Origin of the sequence: Dyadobacter luteus (genome assembly GCF_003383615.1) — a bacterium.
Taxonomy (GTDB): Bacteria; Bacteroidota; Bacteroidia; order Cytophagales; family Spirosomataceae; genus Dyadobacter; species Dyadobacter luteus.
On the sequence record NZ_QNUL01000014.1, the window covers coordinates 95,284 to 110,331 of the forward strand.

The 15,048-nt window shown below is 42.8% G+C and carries 13 protein-coding genes; 11 read left to right on the forward strand and 2 right to left on the reverse strand.

Features of this window, described 5'->3' with window-relative positions:
• The first annotated feature begins 93 nt into the window (after nucleotides 1–93).
• From pdxA to DSL64_RS17200, 7 genes are all read left to right on the forward strand, one after another.
• On the forward strand, nucleotides 94–1,218 hold the full coding sequence (gene pdxA / locus DSL64_RS17170; protein WP_115832148.1) for a 4-hydroxythreonine-4-phosphate dehydrogenase PdxA: 1,125 nt from the start codon (nucleotides 94–96) through the stop codon (nucleotides 1,216–1,218).
• A 27-nt stretch (nucleotides 1,219–1,245) separates the two neighbouring features.
• Nucleotides 1,246–2,133, forward strand: a complete 888-nt coding sequence (locus tag DSL64_RS17175; protein WP_115832149.1) for a YicC/YloC family endoribonuclease — start codon at nucleotides 1,246–1,248, stop codon at nucleotides 2,131–2,133.
• 5 nt (nucleotides 2,134–2,138) lie between these two features.
• On the forward strand, nucleotides 2,139–2,744 hold the full coding sequence (locus tag DSL64_RS17180; RefSeq protein ID WP_115832150.1) for a DNA-3-methyladenine glycosylase: 606 nt from the start codon (nucleotides 2,139–2,141) through the stop codon (nucleotides 2,742–2,744).
• Between the two features lie 152 nt (nucleotides 2,745–2,896).
• Nucleotides 2,897–4,696 (forward strand): tetratricopeptide repeat-containing sensor histidine kinase, encoded by a 1,800-nt coding sequence (locus DSL64_RS17185; protein ID WP_115832151.1) that lies wholly within the window; start codon nucleotides 2,897–2,899, stop codon nucleotides 4,694–4,696.
• Nucleotides 4,697–4,736: 40 nt separating this feature from the next.
• The gene (locus tag DSL64_RS17190; protein ID WP_115832152.1) at nucleotides 4,737–5,918 is read left to right on the forward strand and encodes a class I SAM-dependent methyltransferase; all 1,182 of its coding nucleotides are present in this window, start codon (nucleotides 4,737–4,739) and stop codon (nucleotides 5,916–5,918) included.
• Nucleotides 5,919–6,034: 116 nt separating this feature from the next.
• On the forward strand, nucleotides 6,035–8,356 hold the full coding sequence (locus tag DSL64_RS17195) for an efflux RND transporter permease subunit (RefSeq protein ID WP_115832153.1): 2,322 nt from the start codon (nucleotides 6,035–6,037) through the stop codon (nucleotides 8,354–8,356).
• A gap of 46 nt (nucleotides 8,357–8,402) precedes the next feature.
• A complete protein-coding gene (locus DSL64_RS17200) occupies nucleotides 8,403–9,788 on the forward strand; it encodes a M28 family peptidase (RefSeq protein WP_115832154.1) in 1,386 nt (461 codons plus the stop codon).
• A gap of 68 nt (nucleotides 9,789–9,856) precedes the next feature.
• Here DSL64_RS17200 and DSL64_RS17205 read toward each other — a convergent pair whose 3' ends face one another.
• Nucleotides 9,857–10,579, reverse strand: a complete 723-nt coding sequence (locus DSL64_RS17205) for a proteasome-type protease (RefSeq protein WP_115832195.1) — start codon at nucleotides 10,577–10,579, stop codon at nucleotides 9,857–9,859.
• Nucleotides 10,580–10,765: 186 nt separating this feature from the next.
• On the opposite strand from DSL64_RS17205, the gene DSL64_RS17210 reads away from it, so the two are divergent.
• The 3 genes from DSL64_RS17210 (at nucleotide 10,766) to DSL64_RS17220 (ending at nucleotide 12,854) form a co-directional block, all read left to right on the forward strand.
• The gene (locus tag DSL64_RS17210) at nucleotides 10,766–11,233 is read left to right on the forward strand and encodes a nuclear transport factor 2 family protein (RefSeq protein WP_115832155.1); all 468 of its coding nucleotides are present in this window, start codon (nucleotides 10,766–10,768) and stop codon (nucleotides 11,231–11,233) included.
• On the forward strand, nucleotides 11,233–12,054 hold the full coding sequence (locus tag DSL64_RS17215; RefSeq protein WP_115832156.1) for a maleylpyruvate isomerase N-terminal domain-containing protein: 822 nt from the start codon (nucleotides 11,233–11,235) through the stop codon (nucleotides 12,052–12,054). Before DSL64_RS17210 ends, DSL64_RS17215 begins: the two co-directional genes overlap by 1 nt.
• An 80-nt stretch (nucleotides 12,055–12,134) precedes the next feature.
• The gene (locus tag DSL64_RS17220; protein WP_115832157.1) at nucleotides 12,135–12,854 is read left to right on the forward strand and encodes an SGNH/GDSL hydrolase family protein; all 720 of its coding nucleotides are present in this window, start codon (nucleotides 12,135–12,137) and stop codon (nucleotides 12,852–12,854) included.
• Between the two features lie 311 nt (nucleotides 12,855–13,165).
• Here DSL64_RS17220 and DSL64_RS17225 read toward each other — a convergent pair whose 3' ends face one another.
• On the reverse strand, nucleotides 13,166–14,077 hold the full coding sequence (locus tag DSL64_RS17225) for a diacylglycerol/lipid kinase family protein (protein ID WP_115832196.1): 912 nt from the start codon (nucleotides 14,075–14,077) through the stop codon (nucleotides 13,166–13,168).
• 88 nt (nucleotides 14,078–14,165) lie between these two features.
• Between DSL64_RS17225 and surE the strand changes: the two genes are divergently transcribed.
• Nucleotides 14,166–14,903: a 5'/3'-nucleotidase SurE gene (gene surE / locus DSL64_RS17230; RefSeq protein WP_115832158.1), complete on the forward strand. Its 738-nt coding sequence runs from the start codon at nucleotides 14,166–14,168 to the stop codon at nucleotides 14,901–14,903.
• Nucleotides 14,904–15,048: the final 145 nt, after the last annotated feature.

The window sequence follows — 15,048 nt, forward strand, 5'->3', positions numbered from 1 at the left end:
GGCACGGGATTTTTTGTAACTTGCCGCTCTATTGCTTCCGCAAAAGTAATAGAGAAATGCACATTAGAATTGTAAGAATATCATTTAAAGTTCATGAGCGAGCAAACGAGCACTAAGCCCATTATCGGAATCACATTGGGGGATTACAACGGTGTAGGACCGGAAGTAATACTTAAAGCACTAGAAGGAAATCAGTTAGCGAAATTATGCACACCGGTGGTTTACGGATCACTGCGCGTGTTGAATCAATATAGAAATCTTTTGGATATGAAAGATTGGACCTTACACGGCATTCAAAAACCGGAGCAAGCCAATCCGAAACTCTCCAATGTCATTACTTGCTGGCACGACCATCAGACGGAAATTGCTCCCGGACAAATTACCGCTGAAGCAGGTCAGGCATCTTTTTCTTCACTAAAACGGGCAGTTGAAGATCTTCGTAACGGAAAAATCCATGCGATTGTGACGGGACCGATCAATAAGGACAACATCCAGAATGATGATTTCAAGTTTCCGGGGCACACAGAATACTTTGCCAAATCATTTGAAGTAGACGATGCGCTAATGTTTATGGTTGCGGGAGACCTGCGTGTTGGTGTTCTGACGGGGCATATTCCACTGGAAAATGTAAAAGCAAACATTACGAAAGAAAAATTAACAGCCAAAATCGATCAGATTCTTAAATCTCTGAAAGGTGACTTCGGGATAAAAAAGCCACGTCTTGCTGTATTGGGTCTCAATCCACATGCCGGCGAAAATGGATTGCTTGGATCCGAGGAAATCGAAATCATCCAGCCGGTGATTAAAGAATTTAAGGATAGAGGTAATTTGGTGATCGGACCGTTTCCGGCAGATGGCTTTTTCGCCGCAGGCACCTATAAAAAGTATGATGCTGTTTTGGCCATGTACCACGATCAGGGTCTTATTCCTTTTAAAACACTTGCATTCAACGAAGGTGTGAATTTCACAGCCGGATTACCCGTAGTGCGTACTTCTCCGGATCATGGCACCGCTTACAATATTGCAGGCAAGAAGCAGGCTTCAGAAGGGTCATTGCTTCAGGCTATTTACCTCGCTATAGATGTTGCCCGATACAGAGTGGAAAGTGACGAAATCGACAAAAATGCGTTGGTATCGAAGCCTCAGCAGTCGGAAAGCCAGCATCCAGCCAAATCTGGTGGTAAGCAGCGATTCAATAATCAAAATAAAAACGATTGATTTCATCATTATAACTGTACTTTTTACATGCTAAAATCTATGACAGGATACGGTGTTTCCAACATCGAATCTGAATCAATAAACGTAACTGTTGAGATCAAAACGCTTAATTCCAAGTTTCTGGACATTTACTGCCGGATTCCAAGACATTTCTCTGAGCGCGAAATTGAGATCAGAAATCTGCTTACACAATCTCTGGAGAGAGGAAAAGTAGAGTTTACACTTACTGTACAACCCGTTGGGAAGGCGGTTGCGTCAACTACTGTGAACCGTGCGTTGGTGGCTGCCTACTATCAGGATTTATTCGAAACTGCGAGTGGAATTGGGTTTGAGCCTGATAATACGGAGTTGTATCGCCTGGCTTTACAAATGCCGAATACCTACAATACCGAATCAGTAGATGAGTCAAGTAAGGAAAATGACTGGTCTCAGATCAAGGTAGCTGTGCTCGAAGCGATTCGAAAATGTAATGTCTTTCGTGAGCAGGAGGGTAAAATGACAGCTGATAAGTTCAATGATTACATTACGACCATAGAGGAACTATTGGCCAGTGTGATTGAACAGGACAAATTGCGCATCCCGGCAGTAAGAGAAAGACTGGAAAAACAGGTACGTGATCTGTTGTCGGACGATAATTATGATCCAAACCGTTTCGAGCAGGAATTGATATACTATATCGAGAAGTTTGACATATCCGAAGAAAAAATCCGTCTGGCTAATCACCTGACCTACTTCCGCGAAACGCTTGACTCCAATGAAAGCAATGGTAAGAAACTAAATTTCATTGCTCAGGAAATTGGGCGTGAGATAAATACGATCGGTTCGAAGGCGAATGACGCAACCATTCAGCATTTGGTAGTTAGAATGAAGGACGAGCTAGAAAAGATTAAGGAGCAGACAATGAATATCATCTAATAAACATGCATTTGCAACGGCTCTCACAGTCCTTCTACGAGTCTTTTGATACAATTTCTCTGGCAAGAAAGCTGTTGGGATGCGTAATTATACATGATCATCCCGCCGGAATTACCAGCGGGATGATTGTTGAAACAGAAGCTTATCTGGCCAATGACCCCGCTTGTCACGCGTTTAACAGACGAACACCAAGAACCGAGCCCATGTATGGCGATCCGGGTACGATATATATCTACACGATTTACGGTATGTATCAGTGCATTAATGTGGTGGGCAATCAAAACGGTATTGGTGAAGCCGTCTTAGTACGGGCCTTGCAACCTGTTGAGGGCATTGATTTAATGCGGGACAGAAGAATAGAAGCTCGAAAATCATCGATGTCCAAATCTATCTCTGACCGGGATCTTTGCCGCGGCCCGGGCAGATTAGTAACAGCAATGGGTATCAGTCAGCTCGAATCAAATCACAAAAGCTTTACCAATGGCAGCCTGGGCATATACAGCAGCATTTTGTCAGATATTGATATAGCTGTTTCCCAAAGGATTGGTATCAATGTCGGGAAGGAGCTCCCCTATCGATTCACGATCAAAGGCAATTCCTTTGTAAGTTAATAGCAATACAAAATTTTATAATTTCTATATGGAAGTCGGATTTGTTTTACACTTTCGTATTTCATCCATATATTTGAATTTTCAACTCAACGTTATACCCTGACATCTTTCTGCGGTCCTGCATGATGCAATCCGACTAGGTATACTACGATATGATTACTTTATACAGGTTAGGACTTCTCTTTTCTATTTTTATATTTCTTGCTGCAGTTAAATGCTCCCCAGTTAACAATGAATCGGCCCCGGTTCAGGAATCAGCCGCATTTGACGAAAAACATCAATCTGATTTTGCCAAAGACACAGCGGACGTACTCGGATATCTCTCATTAGCCCACTCTCAGTTATACCTCGATGCAGAAAAGGCGATTGTCAATGCCAAACTGGTATTAAAGCTATCTCAGAAGCATCAGTGGAACAAGGGAAAAATTCTTGCCTATAATTTATTGAGCACCTTTTATCTTATGGATGGCAGTTATGATGTTTTGCGCGAGCTTTCAAATGAAACATTACTTCTTTCCCGTAAAGTAAAGATGCCAATCTACAACGCGCACGCCAGGCGTTTTATGGCTGAAAGTTATTCGGAGTATCGTCAATGGGATTCTGCACAGGTGAATTACGAGCGGGCTTTAAAGGTTTTCGTGGAGATGAAAGACGACAGCTCCCGCGCCTTGTGTTTGGAAAATATGGGGAATATGTGGCGGGAAAGAGATAAAATCGATATTGCTACAGCGCATTATGAGCAGGCGTATAACATTTTCAAGGGGCTGCATATGGAAAGCAATATGGGATCTGTGTTGGAAAGTTGGGGCTACATGTATGTGCGGTTGAATCAACATGAGATTGCAGAAAAGTATTTGCTTGATGCTCTCACCCTCTCTCAAAAGTCGAAAAATCTGTTTGGAGAAATCAGTGTGCTAAACAATCTGGGGAACTCCTACTACTGGGAAAAAAAATACGATAAGGCTATAGATGCGTGCCAGAAAGCGCTAAAATATTCCCGGCAGTACCACACCACTCAGCAGACAAACTGGGCACACCAAACACTTGGGCGAGCTTACAAGGAAAAAAATATGCTCGAAGAAGCGATGTACTATAATGAGAATGCCTATATCGCCAGAAGAAAAATCCACGACGATTATATTCAACGACAGTACACAATGTATCAGCTGATGTTTGAAAATCAGCAGATGGATTCCGCGATTCAAAAGCGTACAATTGAACAACAGGAACAGGTACAGCGTTTTCTGATAGGCCTTACCTGCCTGATTATTGCTTTTGCTGCATTCCTGTGGTATAACAATAAAAAGTTGAGACGGAAAAATGCGGAAATTCAGGAGGCTATGGCACAGGGACAAGCTCTGGAACGTAAACGTGTGGCGGCTGAACTTCATGATCACTTAGGCGGGACACTGGCTTCGCTCAACTGGTATTTGTTCGGTATTGATAAAAAGGCACTGCCGGATAACGATCAGAAAATTTATAACCGTGTACACGAAATGGTGAATGCAGCCTATAAGGAGGTACGTAGTCTTTCGCATAATTTGCTACCCGCTGAGCTGGAAGAACAGGGACTCACTGTTGCACTGGCCCGATTGACCAGCAAACTGAACGATAATAAAAGTATTGCGTTTACCTTTGATAACAACGTAGACCAGAAGCGATACGGGACGAAAACTGAATTTGAGCTGTACAGCATTGTATTGGAATTGGCCAATAACATCATCAAGCATTCCAAGGCAAGCATCGCCAATATCAGTCTGAACGAGGTGTCAAAAACAATTCATCTTATTGTCACTGATAACGGAACCGGATTTGATAAATCAGCAAAATCAGGTATGGGACTTTTCAATATCAAAAATCGTGTTGAGAGTCTTTCCGGAAAAATAAAAATTAATGAAAATTTCGATTCCGGAACACGGATTGAAATAGAAATACCAATCACAAATCGTTAGTAATCAACAGTGATTACAGGAATGAGATTATAAAATTACAATGAGTCAACAACACCTCGATCAATTTATAGCGCGTGTCGGATCAAGTCTGAACGATAAGTCTTTTATAAGCCTTACCCTTGGGAATTATAAGGGAGCCGAAGACGGACTGAAGAATATCTATGCAAAAAAGATCCAAATTAAAAGAGAAGATAAAGTCAGTTTCACCTACCGCTATAAAACGAAAGATATTGTCAAGAACTACGGTGTTGACGAAGCATTGACACTTATTAGGGAAAAGCTCCAGGAAGGTTTCAGGTTTGGTAATTTGTTTACAACATCTGCGGATTATCTGCTTGATACCAACAAAAAAGGAGAATTCTTTCTGCGGGAATCTTCGCCCACTTCCAATAAAACCCCGGATACACAGCACGACAAAACTAAAAACCGTCCTATATCCAGCCAGAATAAGGCTTATCTGACAGAGCTGAATATCACAGATCACGAAGGGAAAGTTTTCAAAAATGCTCAGGACAAGTATCGTCAAATCAATCATTATATAGACATTCTGAGCCCGTTGGTGAAGGAGCTGCCTCGGAAGGATGTTCTGAAAGTTGTAGATATGGGTTCAGGCAAAGGTTATCTTACCTTCGCCTTGTACGATTATCTGACCAATGTCACCAACCGGCCTGCTGAAGTAACCGGTGTTGAGTACAGGGACGATCTGGTTAATTTGTGTAATCAGATTGCCGATAAATCCGCTTTCGGAGGTTTAAACTTCGTTCAGGGCACAATAGAAGATTACAACCAGGATGATATGAATGTCCTGATTGCATTACACGCCTGTGACACCGCGACCGACGATGCAATCAGTAAAGGAATTACCGCAAATGCCGACCTGATCGTAGTGGCGCCCTGTTGTCACAAACAGATTCGCAGAGAAATTGAAAAGAATAAAACAGTGAATGACGTTGACTTCCTTACAAGACATGGAATATTCATGGAACGTCAGGCTGAAATGGTTACAGATGGAATCAGAGCTTTAATTCTTGAATACTTCGGGTATAAGACGAAGGTCTTTCAATTTATATCTGATGCTCACACGCCTAAAAATGTGATGATTGCCGCCGTTAAAGGTAAAGTTTCAGAAGCCGAACGGGAAAAGATACTTGCCAAATTGCAACAGGCTAAGTCATTCTTTGGTGTAGGAACACATCACCTGGAAAAGATTATTGGCTTGTAACAACTGGTAGTGCCGGGAATATTTGGGTCTGAAAACGCATTTTAAATCAATATAGAGGTATTTTCTATTGGCACTTCCTATCTTTGCCTCCCTTTCGAAATCAATAAAAACAGTATATGTGGAATAAAATAGCGACCGGCATAATACGCTATCGCATTATGTGGGTTGTACTGGTGCTTGCATCTACCCTGTTCATGGCTTATGAAGCCAACAAAATTGAGTTGTCCTATCAATTTGCGAGAATACTTCCCTCGACCGACCCTGTTGAAAAGGAATATCAGGATTTTCGTAAACTGTTTGGAGAAGATGGCAGTGTGATGGTGATCGGTTGGCAGGATCCCCAATTGTTCGAAGTGAATAAATTCCGCGACTGGTGTAAACTGACCCAGCGTATCAGAGAGACAGACGGTATTAAAAGTGTTCTGTCGCTGGCCAATCTTCAGAAGGCGGTAAGAAACGACAGTCTTCGTCAGTTTGATTTTGAGCCTGTTATCCGGCAAATTCCATCCACCCAAAGTGAGGTAGATAGCCTTAAAAAGGAAATTCTGAATCTGCCTATTTATGAAGGCCTTGTTTTGAATTCTGAATCAAATGCTACGCTGATCGTTATTACATTCAATGATAAGGAACTGAATTCCAAACGCCGGCTTACGATTGTGAGCGATATTGAGGCTATTGCGGAAGAGTTCGCCGTAAAATACTCCACAGACCTTCACTATTCTGGTATGCCATATATCAGAACGGTCAATATGAAGAAAATTTCGGGAGAAATGCAGCTTTTTATGGGACTGGCTGTATTCGTCACATTGCTTATCCTTTGGGCATTCTTCCGTTCATTCAGACTTACGCTGCTCTCCATCGTTGTAGTGCTTATCGGAGTGGTTTTCTCGGTTGGAACACTGCATTTGTTTGGATACAAAATAACAGCTCTTACCGGCCTTATTCCTCCCCTGCTTATAGTCATCGGTGTTCCCAACTGCGTTTTCCTGATTAATAAGTACCAGTCCGAACTCCGTGATAACAAGACAAAGGATGATGCGATCAGAGAAATGATTCGTCAGATCGGGCTTTCTACATTCCTGGCTAATACGACAACTGCCATCGGTTTTGGAGTATTCTATTTTACCAACAGCAGCCTGTTGGTTGAGTTTGGTGTTGTGGCGGCCATCAGCGTCATGGTTACCTATGTGCTTTGTCTCATGCTTTTGCCAATCACGCTACACTACATGAGTGTACCAAAGGCGCGTCACATGAAGCATTTGGATGGAAAGTGGGCAGCTGGATTCCTGAGAACGGTGAATAAGCTGGTACATTACCGTAGAAAGGAGATTTATATCTCGATGGTTGTGATGATTATTGTTTCAGCGTATGGTATGACCAAAATTGAAACGATTGGCTACGTGGTGGACGACCTTCCTAAAAAGGACATTGTATATACCGACCTCCGTTTCTTTGAAAAGAACTTTCATGGTGTGTTACCTTTTGAGGTAATGATTGACACCAAATCAAAGAATGGAGTCTTTGGTGACCAGGCTAAAACGCTGTACAAGATCAAAGCGTTGCAAAGCGAGATGGCAAAGTTTCCGGAGTTTTCCGCACCGGTGTCAGTTGTGCAAGGTTCCCGTTTTCTGTATCAGGCCTATCGTGGTGGAGATGCTAAATATTTCGCATTGCCCGGCGTATTGGAACTGGCCAAACTTACCGGTTACGTAGAAGGAAAACAGGGCGCTTCACGTCAGATCAATTCATTTTTGAATGAGGATAAAAGTGTAACACGTGTAAGCTTCCAAATGGCTGATGTAGGTTCTGAGAAGATTAAAGAACTTATGAATCAGATCCGCCCAAAGATAGATTCTATCTTTAGTCCTGAACAGTACAAGGTGAGCCTCACAGGGCATAGTCTGGTATTCCTCAAAAGCAACGACTACCTGCTTAGCAATTTATATGAAAGTCTGTTAATTGCGATTGTACTGATTGCCATCGTAGGAATGGTTCTGTTCCGTTCTATCCCGATTATATTGTTGTCAAAATTGCCTTGTCTTATACCGCTTGCACTTACGGCAGGTATCATGGGTTACTTCGGAATTTATTTCAAACCGACAACGATTCTGATCTTCAGTATCACATTTGGTATCGCATCAGATGGAACCGTCTACTTCCTTACACGTTACCGTCAGGAGATATATGAAAAGGGAATGAGCCCTTCTCAGGCCATTACAAATTCTATTTTTGGTACTGGGCTGAGCATGATTTACACAGCAGTGATACTTTTCTGTGGCTTTATCATCTTTGCGGCTTCGAGTTTTGGCGGAACTGCTGCAATGGGTGTTATGGTTTCTGTAACTTTATTGGTAGCAATGTGTACCAATCTTATATTGTTGCCTGCGTTACTCCTTTCGATAGCAAAAAGGCAGGGAAAAGACGTGAAACCTTCCTAAATTGTAGGATTGAGTTTCTATTCTAAAATCACCTTTGCCTTTATCAATGAAAAGAAAATTTCTTCCAGTCCTGTTATTGTCTCTGGCAATAACAGGCACTTCAATGGCTCAGTCGGGCTACAAAGAGGATTCTGTTTTTATCCGAAAAATTTTCCACACCGCTCTTTCAGACGGTAAAAGCTATGAAATGCTTCGCCGGCTTACCCAGGAAGTAGGTCCGAGATTAAGCGGTTCCGCAGGTGCGGTCAAAGCTGTGACGCTCACCAGTGAGATTATGAAAGCAGAGAAGTTCGATCAGGTTTTTCTGCAAAACGTCATGGTACCACACTGGGTCAGAGGTGCCAAAGAAGAAGGCGCTATATTTAATGGTAAACAAAAAACGGTTGTTCCTCTGGTTGCATTGGGCGGATCTGTCGCTACACCAAAAACAGGTATAAAAGCGCAGGTGATTGAAGTGAAATCATTCCAGGAGCTGCGGGATTTGGGTACTAGTGTGGTGAAAGGTAAGATTGTATTCTTCAACAGACCCATGGATCCCACCAAGCTCAATACCTTCGACGCCTATGCAGGAGCGGTAGAGCAACGAGGTTCAGGACCAAGTGAGGCAGCAAAAATGGGGGCTATCGGCTGTATCGTGAGATCAATGACGACCAGATTGGACGATGTTCCTCACACCGGCAGCATGCGCTATGCAAGCGGCGCTCCCATGATTCCGGCAGCAGGGATTTCGACCAATGCCGCTGAACTGCTAAGTAAAACTTTAAAGACCAATCCGGCTACAGAATTTTACTTTAAACAAAGCTGTGAGATATTACCCGATGCTCCGTCTCACAATGTAATTGGTGAGTTAAAGGGAGCCAAATCCCCTGAGCAATACATGGTAGTGGGTGGACATCTGGATTCTTGGGACATAGCAGATGGGGCACATGACGACGGGACGGGATGTGTGCAGTCTATAGAAGCTGTCAGGTTGCTGAAAGTATTGGGTTACAAGCCAAACAATACGCTACGTGCAGTTATGTTCATGAATGAAGAAAACGGTCTGAAGGGTGGAATTGCCTATGCTGATTCGGCTAAATCAAAAAAAGAGAAACATATTGCAGCGATCGAATCTGACCGTGGCGGATTTACTCCTCTTGGTTTCGGTATTGTAGGAACTCCCGCTCAGAAACAAAAGATCAAAAGCTGGCAGCCTTTATTTTCTCCTTACGGGGTACATGAGTTGGGTGTTGGAGGCGGTGGAGCTGATATAGGCCCTCTAGGTCAACAGGGAACTGTGTTAATGGGGCTCATTCCTGATTCGCAACGCTATTTTGATTACCACCACGCGACCAATGATACGTTCGATAAGGTGAGTCGTAGGGAGCTGGAGTTAGGTGCCGCGTCTATGGCAGCGATGCTTTATCTGCTCGACAAGTATGGTGTAGAATAAGATTTTTGAATACAAGTAAAAATGCCCGGTCGCTACAATTTGCAACCGGGCATTTTTTATGTATAAACTTATGAGATCTTGTCAAAGGAAGTATCCATCCATTCTTCAGGAATATCATCCAGAGCCTGCTTCAGCTTATCTGCCCATATCTCGGATACTACTTCCATATCTTTCTTTTCGTAACGATGCTCTACGATCTGAAAGCTGTCCTTTTTATATAATACAACATCGATAGGAAACTCAACATCATTATTACTAACCCTTGTGGAATCAAATGACAGAAACCCTGCCTTCAGCGCCTGCTTCATTGTAGAGTCTTCATTTAGTACGCGATTCAAGATGGCCTTTCCCTGGCCCGAATTCCCGATAATAACGTACGGAGAACCTTCATCGAGCTCAACCCAGTTTCCTTCCGAATACAAAAGGAAGAGTTTGTGCTCCGCATCATCCTTAAGCTGGCCGCCTACAATGGTATTAAGGTTGAACTTAAATCCTGCTTTTTCGAGTGATTGCCTGTCTTCTTCGGCCACCCGTTTGATCTGCTCGCCAAAGGCATTCACGGCCTTGTAAAGCTTGTTGTATACGACGCCGTCATTTAATAATTCTTCAAAATAATGTACCGCCTTGTCCCGCACAGAGCGAAGCCCGCTGGTCATAAGGAACAACGAATAATTGTCCTTTTGTGTGATGTACATCTTCTTTTTAACAGTGGTGTTGGTGCCGGCTGTAATCCTTGTGTCAGCAATTGCTACTAGACCCTCCTTAACTTTTATTCCGAGACAGTAAGTCATCTTTTCCTGGTTTGCCAATGTAATTCTGAGTTCAACTGATCTCAGGCTGAGCATTTCAGCGCATCAAAAATACCAAATTGGCTTTGTTCAACAGAAAGTTTTCCTACTTTTAATCGGGCTCTCTGTTATTTCACTCCCGAAAACTTCGTTCGTCACATATACAATCACGTCTAAATATTTATAAAAATGACTGAAAATGAAAAACTTATAGATCAGTTTTATTCAGCGTTTGCAAAGGGCGATTATAAGACCATGCAATCCTGCTACGCCGATAATGCCACGTTCAGCGATGCAGCTTTTGTTGATTTAAACAGTGCGGAAGTGAAAGCCATGTGGGAAATGCTTTGTAAAAATGGAAAGGATTTTCAGTTGTCCTATTCCAATGTTAAAGATAAGGAAAATGGCGCCTCTGCTGATTGGGTGGCTACTTATACCTTTTCTAAAACAGGAAACAAGGTAACCAACCGGATTCACGCAGATTTCAAGATCGTGAATGGAAAAATTATAAGTCACAGAGATCACTTTGATTTTTATACCTGGGCTAAACAGGCTTTTGGTACAACCGGCTTATTGATTGGTTGGACAGGTTTTTTTAAAAACAAGGTAAGAACCACAGCAAGAGAGAATCTGGCGAAATTTATGAGGACGAACTGATGATAGAAACAAGACATTTGTTTCCGATTCTTGATGAGAAGCTGATTGAGCTGCTAAGGTCATTGACTGAAGAAGACTGGAATAAACCGACCGTTGCAAAACTATGGACGGTGAGAGATGTTGCGTCACATTTACTGGACGGAAATATGAGGATGATCTCCCTGTTTCGGGACGGTCATGGGGTTGTTCCGGATAGACCTATCCATTCGTATCAGGATCTGGTAGCGTTTCTGAACGAACTGAATGCAGATTGGGTACGTGCGACCAAAAGGCTGAGCCCCTCACTTCTGACTGACTTATTGGAGACAACCGGCAGGGAATACAGTAGATTAATTCAACAACATAATCCCGATGAAAATGCTGTATTCCCGGTGGCATGGGCAGGCGAGGATGTTTCCAAAAATTGGTTTCATGTGGCACGTGAGTATACCGAGAAATGGCATCATCAGCAACAGATTCGCCTTGGAACCGGTAAACCCGGAATTATGACGAAAGATTTTTATATGCCTTTTATTCATACGCTGTTGCTTGGTTTACCGCACGTTTATCGCGATGTAACCGCACCGCCGGGTACTGCCTTAAAAATTACCATATCGGGAGAAGCGGGAGGTGTCTGGTTTTTGGTGCGTGAGGAAAGTGCGTGGAGTTTACAAGCGTCATATTCCTCACTTGTAACAGCTACAATCGCCATTCCTGCTGAAATTGCCTGGCAATTGTTTACCAAAGCCGTGCGTCCCGAAGAGCTTGAATCTATCATAATTCTGGATGGAGACAGGCGAATGGCTGTTCAGGCGCTCACGCTTATTGCTGTGATGGCATGATCGGTAATTTCTTTTCATAAATCAATCCAAACAAATAATTATTCAGTATATCTCTTTGTGAACAATCCGGTACACAGAATATGCTAAAGCTGATAAATGTAATAATCGGAATATTTTTCCTGCTTGCCGCCTGTGCTACTGGCTCTGAACAGCTGGCAATCGCTCCGGGAAATGAAGTGGATACTTCATCCGGTCAGAATGGAAGTGTCCGATTTTTAGCATTGGGTGACTCCTATACAATCGGCCAAAGTGTTCGTGAAAGTGAACGTTGGCCGGTTCTGATGGTCGATGACCTGAGACGTGCAGGAAAAAATGTTGCCTCTGCAGAGATTATCGCCCGCACAGGATGGACCACGCGTGATCTGATCAACAGACTTGAAGGTAATCCGCCCAGTCAAAAGTATGATATTGTATCGCTGCTGATTGGCGTAAACAACCAATACCAGAGAAGAAGTATCGAAGAATATGAAACTGACTTTAAGAATCTGCTGGATAAAGCAGCCTCGTATGCGCATGGTGGCAAAAGTAAAGTTTTCGTTCTTTCCATTCCCGACTGGGGAGTGACTTCCTATGCCTCCGGAGCCGACAGAAATAAGATTGCAGCAGAAATTGATCAGTTCAATAAGATAGCCAAAGATGAATGTAGCAAACTGGGAATTTCCTTTATTGATATAACCCCTATTTCCCGTACCGTAGTAAACGACAACAGCCTTCTGGCCACAGACGGGCTTCACTATTCAGGTAAAATGCATCAGCTTTGGGTTAATGCGAGCTTATCTGTAGTTAAAACAAAACTATAGAAAAAGCCTCACTACATTGGTAATGAGGCTTTATGCACTATTATTCCAAAATTCTGTAATCTTTTAGCTTCCTTAAGCGCCTTTAATATTTGTCACTTCACTTCGAAAAGCGGGTGCTTATTTACTGATGTGTGCATACCGTAACTGTTATCTTAAACCTCTGCTACCATACAAGTGGGTAGCTCAACAACTGATTTGATGGGTCAAAATTAACTGATACGGAGCGCCGAGTCCAATTAAAATTGGTTATAATTAATAACTAAAAGTTATTAATTATGATCATTACTGATAATTATCTGTAAGTTTTGGTATCAGGATTCTGAATTAGGAACCATAAATTCAAGCAAGCCAGGCAGCACTTCAATGTTAATTGTCACAGGCTTGTCGCTCTTGACACGCTCATCGTCAACGTGAATATCTTTGCCATCTTCCCACTCAATCCGGATATTTTTAGCTTTCAAAGTGGTAAATGAAAATTCATCTTCGCCGCCACCGTTAATTTGGCTAAGGAGAAATTGTTCAAACTTTTGCTGATGCTCGGCAGGTATCAGTACTATCTCAAATTCCCCGTCACCAGGATCCCCATTCGCCAACTGAAGATTCGGACCAATAGAGCGTGTGTTTATCACCTCTATCATAATATACTTACCGGAATGCTCACTTCCATCTGCTATGATCCTGCATTGTCTCGGCTTGTAGTTTAGTACAACGTCATATAATACCGCCTGAGCTGCTTTCAGCTTTTCATCCACATCCTTGCCCAACTCGTCTTCCATCTTTTCCATTACTTTAATAAGCCTGGGAAAAATACCGCATCCGAAAGCTTCCAGGAAAAACATGTCCTTTTCCAAACCGGAAACTTTTCCAACGTCAAAACTTTTCCTGTTATTCTGTTGCCAGCTTTTGATGATTTCCTCTGCCTTACCTGTTATACCCAGCGTGCCCGCAATATTGTTGGCAGTTCCGTGAGGTAGCAAAGCAATAGGAAATTGCTTATCAATGAGTCTGCGCTTCACAAGTGCCTTGGCTGCACGTCTAACGGTTCCATCCCCTCCTGCTACGATCAAAAAGTCACTTTTGTTTGAAAAATCGTCCCATCCCTCCTGCTTCACAGACTCGTACGTGCATTCAAAACCTTGTTTCTTAATCAATTCCATCAACTCGCTTTTCGAAAAATCTTTCTCGCCTGCAGTTGGATTGTGTAAAAGGGTCGCTTTTTTCATAATCATGTTAAGTGTATAACCAACGATTTTATAAAAAATATACCAGGCACAATTTTGTTACGGTTGGCTTCAAACAATTCAAACGCTTATGAAAATTCTGGTAACGAATGACGACGGAATATATAGCCCAGGCATTGCAGCTCTGGCTAAAATAGCATCCAGATTCGGAGAAGTAAAAATAGTAGCTCCCGATGTTGAACAGTCTTCCATGGGGCATGCTATCACTGCTTCCAGACCATTGTCTTATAAAAAATCGCCCGTTCATTTCGATGGTATAGATGCTTACCGCGTAAACGGTACGCCTGCCGATTGCGTTGCGCTGGGACAGCATCTTTGGGATAAACCGGATGTAGTGCTTTCAGGAATTAACATGGGGCCGAATCTGGGGAATGCGATGTGGCATTCGGGTACACTCGCAGCGGCCAAACAGGCAGTTTTATTTGGTTTGAAGGGAATTGCGTTGAGTACTCCGGCTGGTGATATTGAACCTGATTTCGAAAAACTTGATCCTTTTGTTGAAAAAGCCCTGTCGCTGCTGTTCGAGAATACACACCTCAATCTGGTTAATGTGAATTTTCCGGTAAATCCAAAAGGAGTGCGCTGGACCAGGCAGTCGGTGCGGTTATACGACAACCGGATTGAGCCGGGACTTGATCCTATGGGCCGTAAGCATTACTGGTTCACCGTCTACCCGCTGGAGCCCGCAGATGAAGGCACAGACAGATGGGCAGTTGAGAACGACTTCGTATCCATTACACCACTCCGGCTTGATCTCACCAATGAGGCAGAGCTATTGAAGGCACAGTTGGCTTATCCGATTGTATAGAAATAAAAAAATAATATATATAAATCCGCCATGCTCTCAGTCAGTTGAGCATGGCGGATTTCTTTTTGGCTGATTTGCCGGATATCATTAAGGGGTAGAACCATTAAATTGCAGTCTTATTGCCAAAGATCATATTAACATCCTA